This is a genomic window from Heliobacterium mobile (assembly GCF_009720735.1).
Lineage (GTDB): Bacteria > Bacillota > Desulfitobacteriia > Heliobacteriales > Heliobacteriaceae > Heliobacterium > Heliobacterium mobile.
In genome coordinates this window covers 92,538-108,629 of record NZ_WNKU01000009.1, presented here as the reverse complement: position 1 = coordinate 108,629, position 16,092 = coordinate 92,538, and the positions used below count along the sequence as shown (strand labels likewise).

The 16,092-nt window shown below is 50.3% G+C and carries 14 protein-coding genes; 8 read left to right on the top strand and 6 right to left on the bottom strand.

Going from position 1 to position 16,092, the window contains the following annotated elements:
• Positions 1-61: 61 nt before the first annotated feature.
• The 3 genes from GJ688_RS09690 (at position 62) to GJ688_RS09680 (ending at position 1,634) form a co-directional block, all read left to right on the top strand.
• On the top strand, positions 62-829 hold the full coding sequence (locus GJ688_RS09690; RefSeq protein ID WP_155476345.1) for a sulfite exporter TauE/SafE family protein: 768 nt from the start codon (positions 62-64) through the stop codon (positions 827-829).
• Positions 830-1,019: 190 nt separating this feature from the next.
• Positions 1,020-1,379, top strand: coding sequence for a hypothetical protein (locus GJ688_RS09685; RefSeq protein WP_155476344.1), 360 nt, complete (start codon positions 1,020-1,022; stop codon positions 1,377-1,379).
• A gap of 24 nt (positions 1,380-1,403) precedes the next feature.
• A complete protein-coding gene (locus tag GJ688_RS09680) occupies positions 1,404-1,634 on the top strand; it encodes a hypothetical protein (protein ID WP_155476343.1) in 231 nt (76 codons plus the stop codon).
• Positions 1,635-1,941: 307 nt separating this feature from the next.
• On the opposite strand, the gene GJ688_RS09675 is transcribed toward GJ688_RS09680, so the two are convergent.
• Positions 1,942-2,397 carry a MarR family winged helix-turn-helix transcriptional regulator gene (locus tag GJ688_RS09675; RefSeq protein WP_155476342.1) on the bottom strand — a complete coding sequence of 152 codons (456 nt, stop codon included), beginning with the start codon at positions 2,395-2,397 and terminating at the stop codon, positions 1,942-1,944.
• A gap of 191 nt (positions 2,398-2,588) precedes the next feature.
• Here GJ688_RS09675 and GJ688_RS09670 point away from each other — a divergent pair, with 191 nt between their 5' ends.
• Both GJ688_RS09670 and GJ688_RS09665 read left to right on the top strand, forming a co-directional pair.
• Positions 2,589-3,806, top strand: coding sequence for an efflux RND transporter periplasmic adaptor subunit (locus tag GJ688_RS09670; RefSeq protein WP_155476341.1), 1,218 nt, complete (start codon positions 2,589-2,591; stop codon positions 3,804-3,806).
• A 39-nt stretch (positions 3,807-3,845) separates the two neighbouring features.
• Positions 3,846-7,043 carry an efflux RND transporter permease subunit gene (locus tag GJ688_RS09665; protein ID WP_155476340.1) on the top strand — a complete coding sequence of 1,066 codons (3,198 nt, stop codon included), beginning with the start codon at positions 3,846-3,848 and terminating at the stop codon, positions 7,041-7,043.
• Positions 7,044-7,442: 399 nt separating this feature from the next.
• Here the strand turns inward: GJ688_RS09665 and GJ688_RS09660 are convergent, their stop codons facing one another.
• From GJ688_RS09660 to GJ688_RS09645, 4 genes are all read right to left on the bottom strand, one after another.
• Positions 7,443-8,627: a toxic anion resistance protein gene (locus tag GJ688_RS09660; protein WP_155476384.1), complete on the bottom strand. Its 1,185-nt coding sequence runs from the start codon at positions 8,625-8,627 to the stop codon at positions 7,443-7,445.
• Between the two features lie 2 nt (positions 8,628-8,629).
• Positions 8,630-9,304 carry a 5-bromo-4-chloroindolyl phosphate hydrolysis family protein gene (locus GJ688_RS09655; RefSeq protein WP_155476339.1) on the bottom strand — a complete coding sequence of 225 codons (675 nt, stop codon included), beginning with the start codon at positions 9,302-9,304 and terminating at the stop codon, positions 8,630-8,632.
• 214 nt (positions 9,305-9,518) lie between these two features.
• Positions 9,519-9,731, bottom strand: a complete 213-nt coding sequence (locus GJ688_RS09650; protein WP_155476338.1) for a hypothetical protein — start codon at positions 9,729-9,731, stop codon at positions 9,519-9,521.
• Between the two features lie 118 nt (positions 9,732-9,849).
• A complete protein-coding gene (locus tag GJ688_RS09645) occupies positions 9,850-10,641 on the bottom strand; it encodes a ferrous iron transporter B (protein ID WP_235910890.1) in 792 nt (263 codons plus the stop codon).
• Positions 10,642-10,862: 221 nt separating this feature from the next.
• Here GJ688_RS09645 and GJ688_RS09640 point away from each other — a divergent pair, with 221 nt between their 5' ends.
• Both GJ688_RS09640 and GJ688_RS09635 read left to right on the top strand, forming a co-directional pair.
• Positions 10,863-13,379, top strand: coding sequence for a hybrid sensor histidine kinase/response regulator (locus tag GJ688_RS09640; RefSeq protein WP_155476337.1), 2,517 nt, complete (start codon positions 10,863-10,865; stop codon positions 13,377-13,379).
• A 162-nt stretch (positions 13,380-13,541) separates the two neighbouring features.
• Positions 13,542-14,459 (top strand): N-acetylmuramoyl-L-alanine amidase, encoded by a 918-nt coding sequence (locus GJ688_RS09635; protein ID WP_170291841.1) that lies wholly within the window; start codon positions 13,542-13,544, stop codon positions 14,457-14,459.
• Positions 14,460-14,493: 34 nt separating this feature from the next.
• On the opposite strand, the gene GJ688_RS09630 is transcribed toward GJ688_RS09635, so the two are convergent.
• A complete protein-coding gene (locus GJ688_RS09630; RefSeq protein ID WP_155476336.1) occupies positions 14,494-15,159 on the bottom strand; it encodes a hypothetical protein in 666 nt (221 codons plus the stop codon).
• A gap of 216 nt (positions 15,160-15,375) precedes the next feature.
• On the opposite strand from GJ688_RS09630, the gene GJ688_RS09625 reads away from it, so the two are divergent.
• Positions 15,376-16,086, top strand: a complete 711-nt coding sequence (locus GJ688_RS09625) for a response regulator transcription factor (RefSeq protein WP_155476335.1) — start codon at positions 15,376-15,378, stop codon at positions 16,084-16,086.
• The last annotated feature ends 6 nt before the right edge of the window (positions 16,087-16,092 follow it).

Genomic DNA, 16,092 nt, shown 5'->3' with positions numbered 1-16,092 from the left:
ACATAAACGTATGTACTTGCGCGAAACCTGCGGGGGGGCCATCCAATGAAAGAGGTACAAGATGAGTTTTGATCTACTGACGATGACGGTCATTCTTTCCGCAGTTTCCTTTGTTGCGGGTTTCGTAGACAGTATCGCCGGTGGTGGAGGGCTTTTGCTTCTGCCGGCGCTTTTGTTTACCGGACTTCCTCCCCAGACGGTGCTGGGAACCAACAAGTTTGCCTCCACTTTCGGAACAAGTTTCGCCCTCGTTAATTTCGTACGAAGCAAGAAAGTCGACTGGCGAATCGTCTCAGTTGGAATAGCATTCACACTGCTCGGAGCCTTTCTAGGCTCTAAGGCGATCCTCTATTTCCCTAACGATCAAGTTGGGCGAATGATCGTCTTTCTCTTGCCCTTCGCCATGGCCATCACGTTAATTCCCCAAAAGGTACGAAAGGAACATAAGGAGCCTTCCACTCAGGAATTGTTAAAGAAGGTTCCATTGATTTGTTTTTCGATCGGCTTCTATGACGGATTTTTAGGACCCGGTACGGGCAGCTTTCTGATCATGGCCTTTTACATATTTCTTGGATTAGACCTGGTCATGGCTTCGGGAACAGCGAAAGTGTTCAATTTAGCGTCAAATGTTGGCGCCTTAATCGTTTTTCTGTTGGAAGGGAAGGTATTGTATCTTCTCGGTCTGCCCATGGCGCTCGCAAACATTACGGGAAATCTGCTGGGCAGCACGCTGGCCATAAGAAAAGGAACGAATTTGGTCAGGGCTTTTCTCATGACCTCCTTCGGACTATTGTTCATCACCCTAGTTTGGAAGTATTTCTTCCAATAAACCTTTCACAACTGCTCAAACACTGTGATGACTATCGTAAATTGTTACTCCATCTCAAAGAATAAGTCCTACGTAACAAACAGGCTGAAAAAATTCCTCTGCGTAACATGAAGAGAAGGTAGGTTTTCTGTTTAGCGACGGTCAAAAATGGGAACGGATAAGATAAAGCGAACAAAAAGGGGGAGCTCCGTTGCCTGAGACCGAAATAGATATTGAACGCCTCTATTACCAAGATCTCCGTGAAAAGAAAACTACCGCTACCGGTGTCCGTGGACGGGCATCGCGATTGGGCCGAGTCGGCAGCATGGTGATGCCGTCAGACAGACTTTCCGCTCGAGAAAAGCGCGATTACCGGCGGCCCGGACCGTTGATCACCTATTCCCTTTACGAGGATTTGGTCTCTTTCGAAGTGTTCGATCAGATGCACTACCGTCAACAGGTACAATTACTGCCGAGATGGCGCCGGAAGTATGCTGACGATGATATTTGTCGGCAATGGGGCCTTTCGAGATACGGTCTAGAGGTTATCGTAGAGGCCTTGGGTGGATAAAAAGGCATCCTGTAGGAGTAAACCATGAAAGGTAAGTACATCGATAAACACCTGGGTAATGCTATTGTGTTCACCGGATTTGGCCTCATCGCGATTATCTTACGATTTTTGACGCAACTTTGGTTAGCCCACTCAAAACCAACATTGATAGCAATCAATGGATACACAATGGGAATATTTATGTTGCTCATCGCTGCAGTTAATTTTTGGATGTATTATAAACAAACGAAGCAGAATAAAAAGCCCGCCGGCTGAGGCGAGCTTTCGTTTTTTAAAACAACTCATTTTTATTACCCGTAATCCGCATGCCGCATAAACATTCAATTGATTTTTAGGTTTATGCAGTTTTTCTTGCTTTAATAAACATTAATGGGGATTACAGTAAGGAATCCAGGTGCATCTTGTGGTTTATTTAGGAAGAAAACTGAATAAAACTAATTTTTCTTTGTATAATCATGAGAACTTGCGGAATCCGGGTTATTAAGTGAAGATGTAACTTTTCTACCGTTTCCATCGTCTCTAATAGGTGGACTAGCTAAACGAGCCAAAGAAGGAAAGGGCTTTACCGAGCCCTTTCTCGTAAGGTCCCGTTCATCTTTTCCAATACATCGACGGCTTTCTCCAAATCGTCTGCGTTTAACAACCGTAGCTGGGCGTTAATCCGTTCAAAGCGTCGATGATTCACTGTTTGAATCATGCTCAACCCTTGCTCAGTCAGCGATAACATGACCACCCGCCGGTCGGCGAGGGAACGTTCTCGGGTGAGAAGGTTTAATCCTGCCAGTTTATCCGTGATTCCGGTCACAGCGCCCGAGGTGACGCCCAACTGCCCGGCAATATAGGTAGAATTACAGGGACCGAACTTCCACAAAAGGTAGAGGAGAAAGAAATGTCCCTCTGCCAAGGGAATGTCACCGCCCACGTCCTGAGTGGCCTGCTTAATGTTATAAAAAAACTCGTCTAAGAGTGTCTGAATCCTCGTCAAATAGGTTTCTTTGTCCACTGTCTCGCTTGACATTGACGTCCACTTCCCTTACGATTTAAAAGTCTTGGTAGTTAAATATCTTAGTTGCTAAAACAATACTACGGTGGAATGCGGGGGATGTCAATCCTAATAGAGGGGACAGCGGAAAGTTTAGACAGCCCCATTCAATCAGATAGCATTGGAAGATAGGAAGAGCTCTCGACAGAAATAAGGAGGAACATGTTGTGAAAAAAGAAATGGGCGTCGGGCTGCTGGCGCTCGTCTTGTTGACGGCGGGAACAGCTTGCGGGAAACAGACGGAAGCGCCCACGGCAGAAGCGGCCGCACAGACAGTTTCCCTAGCGAAGGTACAGCGGGCGAGCTTGTCTAATCGGTTGACTTTCAACGGAACGCTGGAAGCGAAGGAAGAATTGAAACTCGTGCCCAAAGGGACAGGAAAAGTGGCCCATAGTAACGGCGAAGTGGGACAGATGGTCCGGGCTGGCGACGTGCTTATGGAACTGGACAACGCCGACATTCAAGCCCGATTGGACTCGGCCAAGGCTGGAGTCGCTGTCAACGAAGCCAATCTGCAAAAAGCGCAAGTTCAGTTGGAGATGGACCAAATCGCCCTCGACGATGCCCAGCGGAATTACGAGCGGCAAAAGGCCCTCTTTGAAGCGGGTGCAGCCCCGAAGACCGAGTTTGAAAACAGCAAAAGCGCTTATGATACGGCGGTGAAACGCGTCGCCAATGATCAGGCGAGTATCGCTTCTGCCCAGGCCCAAATGCAACAAAGTCAGGCTCAAATTCGCCAAATCGAAGTCGAGTTGAATGATACCATTTTGCGTTCACCGGTGACCGGTATCATCGCCGACCGAAGTGCCAACACAGGTGAATACGTTTCGAACACCAATCCTGCTTTTACTGTGGTGAACATTGACACTGTGGAAGTCAAAGCCAACCTGACCGAAACGGATATCAACTACGTCAAGACCGGGCAGGAAGTAGAAGTGAAAATCACGGCGGCAAGGACAGAACCGTTCAAAGGCCGTATCACTAAAATCAGCCCCATAGCCGACGAAAAGTCGAAAACATATCCCATCTGGATCAGCATCGATAACCATGATTACATATTGAAACCGGGCATGTTTGCCGAATTCCAACTGAACACCAATCAAAAGACAGACGTTTTGACCGTTCCCACAGAGGCGATCATCGAGCGAAACGGTACGCCGATGATCTATCTGGCTGTGGAAGGCAAAGCCGTTGAGAAGAAAGTCCACCTGGGAATCACCGACGGAAAACTGGTTGAGATTCTCGATGGAATCACCGAGAACGATAAGATCATCACTTCCGGGTTGAAAACATTGACCGATGGCGTAGCTATCGCCGAGCAGGGCAGCACCCAAACTGCTCCGGCTCCGGCAGAACAGGCTCCATCCGGTGGACAGGCGCAGTAACAGTCTCAGAACTTACACCAAGAAAGGAGAGCCTGAACCATGCGCCTGACCGAATTTGCCGTCAAGCGGCCTGTCGCCATGACCATGATCGTCCTCATGTTCGTTGTGCTGGGGTTATATAGCTATCGCATGCTTGGCGTCGACTTGTATCCAAACGTGAATATCCCCTATGTGACTGTCAGCGTTTCCTACCCCGGCGCTGGCGCCGAGGAAGTGGAAAAACAGGTCCTTAAACCGATTGAATCATCGGTCGCCTCCATCAGTAAGATCAAGTCGACCATGTCCCAAGCCTCCGAGGGTTTTGGTTTTGTTGTCGTCGAATTTGAGCTGTCTGCCAATGCCGATCAGGCAGCCATCGACGTTCAGAAAAAGGTCGATTCGATCAAAGGGCAGTTGCCGGAAGACGCCAAAGATCCCGTCGTCGTCAAGATGGACATGAACTCGGCTCCAGTCATCACTTTATCGGTCGTCAGCCCTCGGCCGATCGAAGAAACCTATGACCTCGTCGACAACATCTTGAAGGAGAGGTTGCTCAAAGTCGCCGGCGTCACCGATGTATCCCTCGTCGGCGGGAAGAAGCGGCAAGTCCAAGTCCAGATTGACAAGGCCAAGCTCGAAGGATACGGATTGTCCGTCAATACGGTGGTCAACCGCCTCGATAAAGAGAACCTGAACCAACCGAGCGGACGATTGGACCGGCCAGACCTGGAGTACAACGTCCGCGTCATGGGTGAGTTCAAATCGGTCAAGGAAGTGGAGGATATCCAGATTCCTTTGGCCAACGGTCACAGCATTCCCTTGAAAAACATCGCTACCGTTAAAGACGACTATGAAGAGATGCGCACCTTCAGCCGTCTCAATGGAGAAGCCTCGATCGCTGCGGCCGTTTTTAAACAGAGCGACGCCAGCATTGTCGACGTAGGCGATGCTGTGAAAAAAGCTTTGCCGGCGATTGAGAAGGATTTGCCGCCCGATGTGCAAGTCCATATCGCTCGCGACTTTTCTCAATATGTTCATCTATCTTTGAACGGGACTCGCTGGAGTATCTTAGAGGGTATTGTAACGACGGCATTTGCCTTGTTTATATTTCTGCGGGAATGGCGTTCGATGCTCACTGTCATCATCGCCATCCCGACATCGCTGATCTCGACCTTGATGGGCATGTATTTCGCTGGATTTACGTTCAACATGATGTCCCTCATGGGGATGGCCCTTTGTATCGGTATCCTCGTTGACGACTCGATCGTCGTCTTGGAGAACATTCACCGGCACCGAGACATGGGTAAAGGGACAGTGGAAGCGGTCTTGGAGGGCCGATCCGAGATCGGTATGGCCGCTATCGCCATCACCTTGTCGGACGTGGTCGTTTTCGCCCCGATTGCCTTTATGGGAGGCATGGTGGGCCAGTTTTTCCGGCAGTTCGGCCTCACTGTGGTCATCGCAACGCTTTTTTCCCTTTTCGTTTCCTTTACATTGACACCGATGCTAGCCTCTCGCTTCTATATGGAAGAAGATCCGGAGACAAAGCAGTTAAAAGCGAAAAAACGGCAGGCTTCTATTTTAGGTTGGGTCCTGCGAAAAATCGAACCTCTTTCCAACCGTTTTTGGTCCCTGACGGAGCGGGTGGGTGATCGATCCAGTTCCGATTACATGAAGGCCCTCGCCTGGGCGCTGAAGCATCGGAAGACGGTCATCGCTGCCGCCCTCGCCGCTGTGATGGCCAGTTTAACCTTGATCCCCTTAGGCCTCGTTGGCTTCGAGTTTATGCCGAAATCGGACCAAGGCGAACTGACCATCAACTTGGAAATGGCGAACGGGACGCCTGTGGCGACGACCGATCAGGCCGTCAAAGAAATCGAAGCGTACTTAAAAACAATCCCGGAAATCAAATACTTCCAGAGCAGTATCGGAACCAGCGGCGGCGGAGCTTCTGCAGTGGGTTCCAATAAAGCCAATATCGGTATACAACTCTATTCCAAGGCGGAACGATCCCGCTCGATGTGGCAAATTGGTGACGAGCTTCGCCTCTTTGCCAAGCAATTCACCAAGGGAGACATTCGGGTCCTTGAATCGGAATCAGGCGGCGGCCCGCCAGGAACAGCGATCCAGTTGGAAGTATCCGGTCCCGATTACGACCGGCTGTTGACCCTGGCTGATCAGGTAAAGACGATCGCTAAGGAGACTCCTGGAGCCATCGAGGTCGATTCCAACTTCCGTTTCGGACAGCCGGAGGTGCAGATTACCATCGACCGAGCCCGAGCCTCTACATACGGACTTACGGTCGATGATATCTCTCGAACGCTCCGGGCCTCCTTAAACGGCGATGTGGCCACGTCCTACCGGACCGGCGATGATGATGTGGATGTACTCGTCCGCCTCAACGGTGTCAATAAGGCTTCCGTGGATGAACTAAAACGCATCACCGTCACGACTTCAGCGGGCCAACTGGTCCCGATCGGGTTGATTGCCGACGTGAAAAAAGGCAGCGGGCCAACGGAGATTCACCGCATCGATCGGCAGCGAACGATTACCATATCGGGAAATCTAAAAAAAGGCACCGCCCAAAGCGCCTTTAACAACGAACTCAACCAGCGCCTCGCCCAACTGAAACTTCCTCCCGGCTATTCCATCAAGCAGGCCGGCTCCACGCAAGACATGGAAGAGACGGGTGTACAACTGATCTCGGCCTTCCTGCTTTCGATCACCTTGGTGTACATGGTTCTAGCCATTCTCTATGAAAGTTATGTTACGCCCATGATCCGGATGATGTCGCTTCCCTTAGGCCTGATCGGGGCGCTGATCGCCCTGGCCGTTACCGGAAAGACGATCAACCTGTTCTCAGGCATCGGTATCATCATGATGGACGGCTTGGTGGCGAAAAACGGTACCTTGCTCATCGACTACACCAATACGCTCGTCGAGCGGGGGAAACCGCTCCGGGAGGCATTGGTGGAAGCCGGTAAAACTCGTCTGCGGCCGATCATGATGACGACCTTCACCATGATCTTCGGGATGCTCCCGGTAGCGGCGGCGGTGACGGAAGGAACGGAAGTCCGTTCCGGTATGGCTGTCGTCCTTATTGGCGGCTTGATCACATCGACCGTGTTCACGCTCGTCGTTATCCCTGTGTTCTATACGCTTATCGATGATTTTATCAACTGGCGTAAACGGAAAAAGATGGAGCGCCTGAGAAAGCAAGTCGCTAGGATTGAGGCGAAAGCGGCCATCGATGCTTAGAAAGTTCCACTTAGTCTTTCACTTTGTGGTACATTTGGTAGATCTGGGTGTAATGACTCCGCTCGCTAAGGGCTCCACGGCTGTTCGCTCTGTTGCTCCGCGGGTGCGCCAAACCTCTGGGCATTTCTGCATGTAAACCATGGCGCACCTATCCGCTTCGCAACTTTCGCTCTCGACGCCGCTCCGCCCAAAACGCTCGCTTCGTCATTACACCCCGGATTTTGCCTTCAGTTGCATCTCTTGATTCTAAATTACTTTTAATGAAAATGTTGATAGAAAGTAAAAGGACGACGTCTTATTAAGAAATAGACGCCGTCCTTTTTTCAAGTAGAGCCCTTAGTTGTATATAACAGGGTCCCCAGGTTCTCGATGGAGTGTCTTCCCATGGTATCCCTTCACTTACCGATGAGTCGTCGATGTGACGATAGTCATCAACCGGTTCTTCAGTTCCTGTTCCATCCGGGCCAATTCAGTTTCCGCTTCTTGCCGTTTCGTCCGTCCTTCTTGCTGGATTTTTAGTGTCTCCTCCAGGGTGTGAATCAGGTTTTCCTGGGTTTTTTTCAAGGTCTCCAGATCGACGATGGCTCGCTCGTTTTCCCGGGCCACACCGATGCTGTTCGTCTTGAGCATCTCTGAGTTCCGCAGCAGCAGGTCATTCGTCGTATCGGTCACTTGTTTTTGCATGGCTAAGGCGCTTTGCTGGCGGTGGAGGGTCAAGGTGAGGACGACTTGGTTTTTCCAGAGCGGGATGGTCGTCAAGATGGACGATTGAATTTTTTCGACGAGCACGTGATCATTGTTTTGGATCAAGCGGATCTGGGGCGCGGTCTGGAGCGTGACCGTGCGGCTGATGAGCAGGTCGTGGATCTTCTTCTCCAGGCGGTCGGAAAACTGGATATAGTCATTCAATTCTTGCACGACGGCAGCGTCGTCACGGAGGGCCGCCTTTTGCTGCAGCATCGGGATGGTTCGTGTGCGCAGCTCTTCCAGTTTGAACCGGCCTGCAGCGATATAGACGTTCAGTTCCTCAAAGTATTCGCGGTTTTTTATAAACAAGGTCTCCAACAGGGTCACATCCCGCAATAACTGCAGGCGGGTCTTGTCCAACTGCTGGCTGATCTGATCGATTTCATGGCCCAGGGTCTGATAACGGGCGAGGAGCTTCTCAGTGGAACGTTTGGCTGAGCCGAAGAGTTTGTTGAAGAAGCCCCCTTTCGATTCGTTCAGTTCGTCGGGATCCACTTCTTTTAACTTGAACATCAGATTTCCCAGAATTTCACCGACAGGACCGGAATCCTTGGCTCGTACGTGATCGAGGATCGTATCGGCGAAACGAGACAGTTCTGTCTGCACGGGCATGCCAAACTGTAACAAGGTACGGCTGTCGTCGGGATGAAGCTGCTGGGCGAGTGCCTGTGCCTTGCGTTGTTGCTCCGGTGGCAAGGAAGACAACAGAGTTTCCGGCGGAAAAGAACGGGTCGGGGTGGGAACTGAGGGAATCGTTGTGGAAGGAGAAGAGGCAAGGGGATCTGGCGATTCGAAGGGGCCGGGAATCGAAAAAGGATCGGAGGAGGATGACTTCATGGTCACTTTTTCACTCCTTTTGCATCGGCGTTCAATGGCTCAAAAGGTTTTGAAGGGATGCTTTTGGCATCTAAAGTCTGTTTTAGCACATTGATTTCCACGTCTAAATCGAGAACGTCATTGGACAAGACTTGTCGAAGTTCCGCTTCGTAAGCGTCGCGAAGGTCATTCAAGACGGCTTCTGTTTTTTCTACGGCTTCACGAATTTCATGATTGGTGACAGGTTGATTCGCGAGCAGGCTGTATTTCTCTAAAATGGTGATCGTGGCGTCCAGGTAGTGATTGAAAAAAGCTTGGGCTTTTTTGATGCGTTTGGGGTCTTTTGTGGTGATGGCGAGGATCTGTTCAGCGATTTTATACAACCGAGATACCTTCAGCCAAATGGGGATAGAACGGATTTTAAAGCGCAGGCGACCAATCGTTTTGACTTTTTGCCGGCCTTCTTTGAGGGTCTTCTCGATGAAGCGTCCTTCCGAACCGTCACCAAGCTGGCCTTGAGGAAGGGCGGGGGAGAAGCGACGCTTTATGACGTAAGAGGAGATGAAATAGGCTGCCCCTCCAGTGACGAGGGCCGGCAGAAGATCAAAGCCATTAAACAAATAGATGAGAACGAAGGCGGTGACGCTGAGAGAACCGGAAAGCAATATCCGCAAAAGGGTTATTGCGATTTCTTTCACGATACTTCGCTCCTGTCAATGTTTTTCATTTTACGACATCTTACGATTATTATAACAAGAGGCAAAGGCGTTAAAAAGTATTATAGGAAAAAGTGGTTCCCTATAAAAAAGAACCGTCACCTTCGTTCTAAAGAACGGGTGACGGTTCGCCTTTTTCCGAGACTTTCGAAGAGTGCCATACCGTAGGAAGAGATGGTTTCGAGTTCACAACTGCTTACGATGATGATGGGCAGCAGGAGCAGCTTGAACCCCCGGAAGAGTTGCCTCCATGACTGGAGCAGCTTCCACTGCAGGGGCAGCCTCCTCCCGATGCACAACTGCAGCTTCCCTTTTTCACCTGTTTATATTCCTTGATAAATCCGCGCAAGGTAAACCAACCGATAGCCGTGATGAGTGCCCCGCTGACCAGGTAAGTGCTGAGCGCCATTGAGTCTCCTCCTCCTTGTTTTTTAACTAAATTTGTTTAACTAAACTCGATGTTTGTCTCAGGATTCTATCGCCGCCGCGGCAAGAAATCCAGCTCGTCAAAGGAATGGTACGGTAAACTAACCTCCGAACCCGAGCCACAGCCCTGCCTGATACACGATCAAAGACACGAGCCATGCCAGCGCAAACTGGTAGCCGGCGCTAAAGACAACCCACTTCCAGGAACCTAATTCTTTTTTCAGAGTGCCGAGCACAGCCATGCACGGCGTGTACAAGAGGGTAAAAACCATAAAGGCGTAGGCCGACAAGGAAGTAAAATGAGCCTGGACGATGTCTTGCATCTGCATCGCCGTATCCGTCGCATCAGAGAGATCGCCGACGCCATAGATGATGCCGAGAGTTGACACGACCGATTCTTTGGCCATGATTCCCGTAAGGATGGCTACACCAGCATCCCAGGAACCAAAACCGTGTAAGGCGAAGATGGGGGCAATGACGCTGCCGATAGCGGCTAAGAAACTATCTTGGATTTCAGAGGGTCCGCCCATGTTAAAGCTGCTTAACAGCCAGATGAGAACAGACATGCTGAAGATAATCGTGCCGGCTTTGAGGAGAAAACCTTTCCCTTTTTCCCAGGTCTGCAGGAGTACTGTTTGCAAGGTAGGGATCCGGTACGGAGGGAGTTCCAAAACAAAGGGTTCTGATTCACCTTGAAAGAGTGTGTTCTTGAAGAGAATACCCATGACGATCGCCAGCACAATCCCTAAGAGATAGAGGGAAAAAACGACTGGGGTTTCATGGTCAGTAAAGAATAGCGCTGTGAAGAGAGCATATATGGGCAGACGGGCACTGCAGGACATGAGTGGCGCAATGAGTGCTGTGATACGGCGATCTCGCTCTGAATTAAGCAATACGACCAAGTACGCGGTTAAATGAAAATAATTCTCAATTTGTCTTTAGCTTGATTTCGTCACTGAAGGCTTTTTTTAGGGTCTATTTTTCAAATGAAGGAATAGGGTACTCCTTTGCAGAATCATGAAGTGTAGCTGGAGATATATTAGTCATTCATGAAAATCGACTGGGAACAAGGAAATAATGGAGGCAGTTGGCGCTACAAAGGGGGATAAGAAACATGCATATGCTTCGCAAAGTCCCGTTACGAACGATACTCATCATTCCCTTTATCTTGCAACTGCTTATTGCCGCCGGTCTCGTCAGTTGGTTGTCCATCAAAAACAGTGAACTGGCTGTATATGATGTGACGACCCGACTGCGTACAGAGACAAGCAATCGGATTTTTGAACACTTGAAAAGCCATATGGAGATTCCCATGGTTGTCAACCGGTTAAATGCGAATGCCCTTGAAACAGGCCTGTTAGATATTCACAATAAACCGGAGCGGGAACGGTATTTCTTTAAACAGCAACAGACTTTTCCCGATATAGCCATGAACTTTATCGGTACCCCTCAAGGAGAGTTCATGGGCGCACGCCGGAGCGCCTCTGGGGAAATCCAACTTGTTTTGGCCAGTGATGCCACTGGAAACAACTCGAATTATTTTTCTGTTACCCCTAACGGGGAAGCGGGGGAGCTAAAGGAAGTATTCCGGAATTTTGATCCCCGAAAACGACCTTGGTACATCACTGGTGAAAAGCTAGGCCAACCGGCATGGAGCGACATTTACCGCCATTTTGTTTTTCAGGACTTAGCGATTACGGCGGTACGGCCTGTTTACGACGCTTCCGGTCGGTTGTTCGGGGTGCTCGGTGTCGATTACATACTGACGGGACTCAATCAGTTCTTACAAGGCTTACAGATAGGGAAGACAGGCAAGACCTATATTGTGGAGCGGTCAGGAAATCTTGTCGCTGCATCGACATTGGACAAAGCCTATCGCCTCATCGACGGCAAAATGGAGCGCATCCGGGCGTCAGAATCGGAAACTCCCCTGATCCGAGAGGCGTCACGCTTTCTGGAGAACCATTATGGTGATTGGAGAAACATCCCTGTCCAGGAACAGCTAGACTTTTTCGTGAAGGGTGAACGGCAGTACGTACAGGTGTCGCCCTTTGAAGAATATGGGCTCCATTGGCTGATCGTTGTGGTCGTTCCCGAAAAAGATTTCATGGGCCTTGTCGAAAAAAATACGCTGCAGACCTTAGGCCTCATTGGGGTGGCAATGATGGTGGCCATCGCTGTCGGTGTTTGGACATCTCACTGGGTGATTGAACCGATTCGGAGGTTGAATAGGGCAGCAGGAGAGTATGCCCAAGGAAATTGGGATTATCAAGTCGACTTCGAACGGGAGGATGAAGTGGGTACGCTGGGTAAATCCTTGACCAGCATGGCCCAGCAGCAGGCGGAATTGTTTGGTCACTTGGAGCAAAAGGTTGCCGAGCGAACGCGGGAACTGGAAGAAAAAAATCTCGAACTCATCGAAGCGAATGAGAAAAAAGAACTGGCTGCAAGGGCGAAGTCTGAGTTTTTGGCCAATATGAGCCATGAGATCCGGACGCCGATGAACGCAATTCTTGGGTTCTCAGAAATCCTGGGCGAACATGTTCAGGACGAACAGGGACGGCGGTACTTGGAGTACATTTCGACAAACGGCGAGACCCTGCTACGGATCATTAACGACATTTTGGATCTATCGAAAATCGAAGCAGGGAAGTTGGAAATTCAATTACGCCCGGCTAACTTAGCGGCCATTTTTGAAGAGATGCAACGAGGCTTTGCCAGCCAAGTCGAGGGAAAAGGGTTGCAGTTTATCTTGGACATGGCCCCGGAACTTCCCCGACAGGTGAATATCGATGAAGTTCGCTTGCGGCAGATACTGTTTAACCTGATCGGGAACGCCGTAAAGTTTACATACCGCGGCTTTATCAAGGTCGCTGTACGTTCGATGATCGAAAAACTCGCTAATTCGCTAGAGGAAGAACAGAGCCTAGGGACTGATGCTACGGAGAAGTTAAATTTGATAATCACCGTTCAAGATTCCGGTATCGGTATTGCGGCAGAACAGCAACAGGCCATATTTGAAGCGTTTGTCCAGCAAAAAGGGCAGGATGCTAACCGGTACGGTGGGACCGGTTTAGGCTTAACGATTACCCGTCGTCTCGTGGAAATGATGGATGGTCAAATTACCCTCCAAAGCGAGGCTGGAAAAGGAAGCACCTTCACCGTTCGACTGCCCAATATCGAAGCGGTGCGAGTCCTGGGACGAGAAAAAGTGTCTCAGAATGTTTTGCAGGCTCATGTGCGATTCCCTGATAGTACGATATTGGTGGCGGACGACGAAGAGGCAAACCGCGCTCTGGTCAAGGAATTTCTCGAACCTCACGGACTCACTTGCCTGGAGGCGACGAATGGAAGAGAAACGCTCGATATGGCGGAAAAAGTACGGCCAGACCTAGTTATATTGGATATGAAAATGCCGGTGTTGGACGGTTACGGGGTCTTGCAGATCATGAAGAGCGATGACGATTTAGCGACCATTCCAGTCATTGTCCTCACAGCGTCTGTGCTGGAGGAAGAAGAGGCGAATGTACGGCAAGCTGGTTGTGCAGGATTTTTGCGAAAACCGGTCAGCCGTCAGCAATTGCTGCTGGAAGTAATGCGCTTTCTCCCTTCCGAAAAGGCGGAAAAATGACAAAGGGGCAAGTTTTCCACAGGGACTGGTGCCGGAACAAAAATATGACAAGAATCGTAACTTAAAGGGAGAGCAGAACACATACTTTTCCTTTTTTGCAAGAAGACAATAGATTCCGCACCATCTGTTCTCCAAGGGATGATCGTGAGGAGTAGAAGAGTGATGCGGAAAATAATCTGTTGGGACGCTGGTCATGGCGGACGCGACCCAGGTGCGGTAGGTCCAAACGGAACCGAAGAGAAGAATATCACATTAGCTGTCGCACTACAGGCTGCGGAGTTTTTGCAACCCGTTGCCGATTCGGTATTTACCCGCACGGAAGATGTGGATTTTTGCGGCGAAAGCTATTCCGTAAATCTTGATCTGCAAAATCGGGTGCAGATCGCCAACAATAGCGGTGCCAATTACTTCGTATCGGTTCATTGCAATTCCGCCGATGATGCGAGGGCCAAGGGAACAGAAAGCTATTGTTGGCAGTTTGGCGGCCAGGGAGAGAAACTGGCGGAAGCCTTACAGAAAAAGATGATCGCTACCTTGGAGCTGGTAAACCGCGGAGTCAAGGAAGCTAATTTTTATGTACTGCGTAATACGGTGATGCCGGCATCACTCGTCGAGTTGGCCTTTATCTCTAACCCCTCGGAAGAAGAACTGCTGAACGATCCGGAGTGGCAGCGTGAAGCCGCCTGGTCGCTCGCTGCCGGTGTGGCGGACTTTTTAGGGGAATCCATTCCGCCGCTGCCTGCGCCGGGGCCGAATCCGGTACAACCGACGTTGATCGTGGCAGGCAAAAAGATCGAGAATGTGGAACTGATCGGAGACACTCTCTGGGCCTCGATCCGGGAGATGGCCGATGCCCTTAACCGGTCAGTGACCTGGGACGGTAACGCAAATGTGGTTAAGCTCGATTCCACCCTGTCGGGCTTAGGAAGAGCCGATGCGCCGCTGGCTCTTGTGGAGCAGCGGGCGCTAGTAGGACGAAATATCGAAGATCGAGTATACGTGCCGGTGCGTCCTTTTGCAGAAGCGCTTAACCTTACGGTCACCTGGGATCCGGCGACAAAAACGGCGAAGATCGATTAGCGATCTTCGCCGTTTCTTTTTATTTCCCAAAATTTTATTTCCGGATAATCTCATGCTGGTTCACAGGATCCCCCTGCGTGGTATCACCCGTCTGTCGGTAGGCAAAGTCAGGGTTAAGGGCTTGGACAAATCCGCTGATCCAGCGCTGATATAATTGCTTCATCGTCGGAGCATCGACGCCGGCACGGTGCCAGTTGGCTTCCTGAAGACAAAGAGCCGACTCCCAAACCACCTTTTCCGAGGTGTCAACGGTGATCATATCGGCCTGATCGCAAGGCATGCCGTTGAGCAGGTAGTTATTGAGAACCTTATAGATATCGGAGGCACCATCCGCACTTGCTCCTTGCTCCCGGGCGTGACGGCCACATTCGGCGCCATGTTCGGCAAAAACTTGTTCGACGACGTCACGGCCACCGTCCCCGCAAAAATCGATCAGACCCTGAATCAATGCGGCCTCTCTCGTCTCGGCCACGGTGATCTGCGATTGAAGCCAGCCGTGAATGTTTTCTCCTTCAATCAACTGGGACAAGTCTGCATCCGGGAGAGGTTCACCATACCGTTCCCACAGCTGGGTGCGGAGATTCATTGCAGCATCCCCGCAAAGGCGTGAAGCTTTTTCGTAGATCAGTTGCTCTCGCTCGACCACTTTGCGGATTTTTTGATAGAGCCAGTAATGGATAGGTCCAAGGAATGCGCTCATCGTTCTTCTCCTGCTTTCTTTATAGATTTTTCGTATAGTATGAGACTAAAGACATCGGCTTATGGGATATTCTAATTATAACTAAATCACTTATATAATTACGTGAGCCATATCACAACCTTTCGTGCTAATCTTATAAAAATCTTAAAGTTTATTCTGTAGAATATAGGGTATCGAAAGAAATCGGTCGCAATGTAGCGATATGGAGTGATACTGATGGCGATAACCATCCTCGTTGTCGACGACGAGCAGAAAATCCTCGACATGGTGACGACCTTCTTGGAGGTAGAGGGCTATATTGTTCTGCAAGCTACGGACGGGCTAAGCGCCCTGAAAAAGGTCAATGAGAATTCGCCTCATCTGGTCCTGCTGGATTGGATGCTTCCGGGAAAGAGCGGCCTAGACCTTTGCAAGGAGATCCGAGCCCACTCAAAGATTCCGATCATCATGCTGACGGCCCGTGTCGACGAAAGCGATAAAGTGCTCGGCTTGGAAATGGGTGCCGACGACTATGTGACGAAGCCTTTTGGGCTGCGCGAACTGGTCGCTCGCATCCGTTCAGTACTGCGTAGATACGACATGGGCACCGAAGGGTCGCAAACAGCGGAGACACAGGAGGCTCGAATTCTCCGGCGCGGAGATTTAACCATTGATAATGAAAAATTTGAAGCCTTTTTGAAAGATATTCCTCTCAACCTGACAGCCACCGAGTTCAAGATCCTGCAGACCTTGGCTCAACGTCCCGGCGTCGTCTACAGCCGACTGCAACTGATGCGGATCGTCATGGGGGAAGCTTATGTAAACTATGAGCGGTCCATCGACACGCATGTGAGCAATCTGCGCAAGAAAGTCGGCGATACGCCGGGAGAGCCCCGGTACATCCTCACCGTCTTTGGCGTTGGCTATAAGTTTTCCGAGCGGTTATAGGTGGTG

Bases quoted from the DNA above. Each gene is read 5' to 3' on its own strand.
- GJ688_RS09635 (WP_170291841.1), top strand. From the start codon at position 13,542: ATGCGGAAAATAATCTGTTGGGACGCTGGTCATGGCGGACGCGACCCA.
- GJ688_RS09690 (WP_155476345.1), top strand. From the start codon at position 62: ATGAGTTTTGATCTACTGACGATGACGGTCATTCTTTCCGCAGTTTCC.
- GJ688_RS09660 (WP_155476384.1), bottom strand. From the start codon at position 8,627: ATGAAGTCATCCTCCTCCGATCCTTTTTCGATTCCCGGCCCCTTCGAA.
- GJ688_RS09650 (WP_155476338.1), bottom strand. From the start codon at position 9,731: ATGGCGCTCAGCACTTACCTGGTCAGCGGGGCACTCATCACGGCTATC.
- GJ688_RS09675 (WP_155476342.1), bottom strand. From the start codon at position 2,397: ATGTCAAGCGAGACAGTGGACAAAGAAACCTATTTGACGAGGATTCAG.
- GJ688_RS09640 (WP_155476337.1), top strand. From the start codon at position 10,863: ATGCATATGCTTCGCAAAGTCCCGTTACGAACGATACTCATCATTCCC.
- GJ688_RS09665 (WP_155476340.1), top strand. From the start codon at position 3,846: ATGCGCCTGACCGAATTTGCCGTCAAGCGGCCTGTCGCCATGACCATG.
- GJ688_RS09630 (WP_155476336.1), bottom strand. From the start codon at position 15,159: ATGAGCGCATTCCTTGGACCTATCCATTACTGGCTCTATCAAAAAATC.
- GJ688_RS09625 (WP_155476335.1), top strand. From the start codon at position 15,376: ATGGCGATAACCATCCTCGTTGTCGACGACGAGCAGAAAATCCTCGAC.
- GJ688_RS09680 (WP_155476343.1), top strand. From the start codon at position 1,404: ATGAAAGGTAAGTACATCGATAAACACCTGGGTAATGCTATTGTGTTC.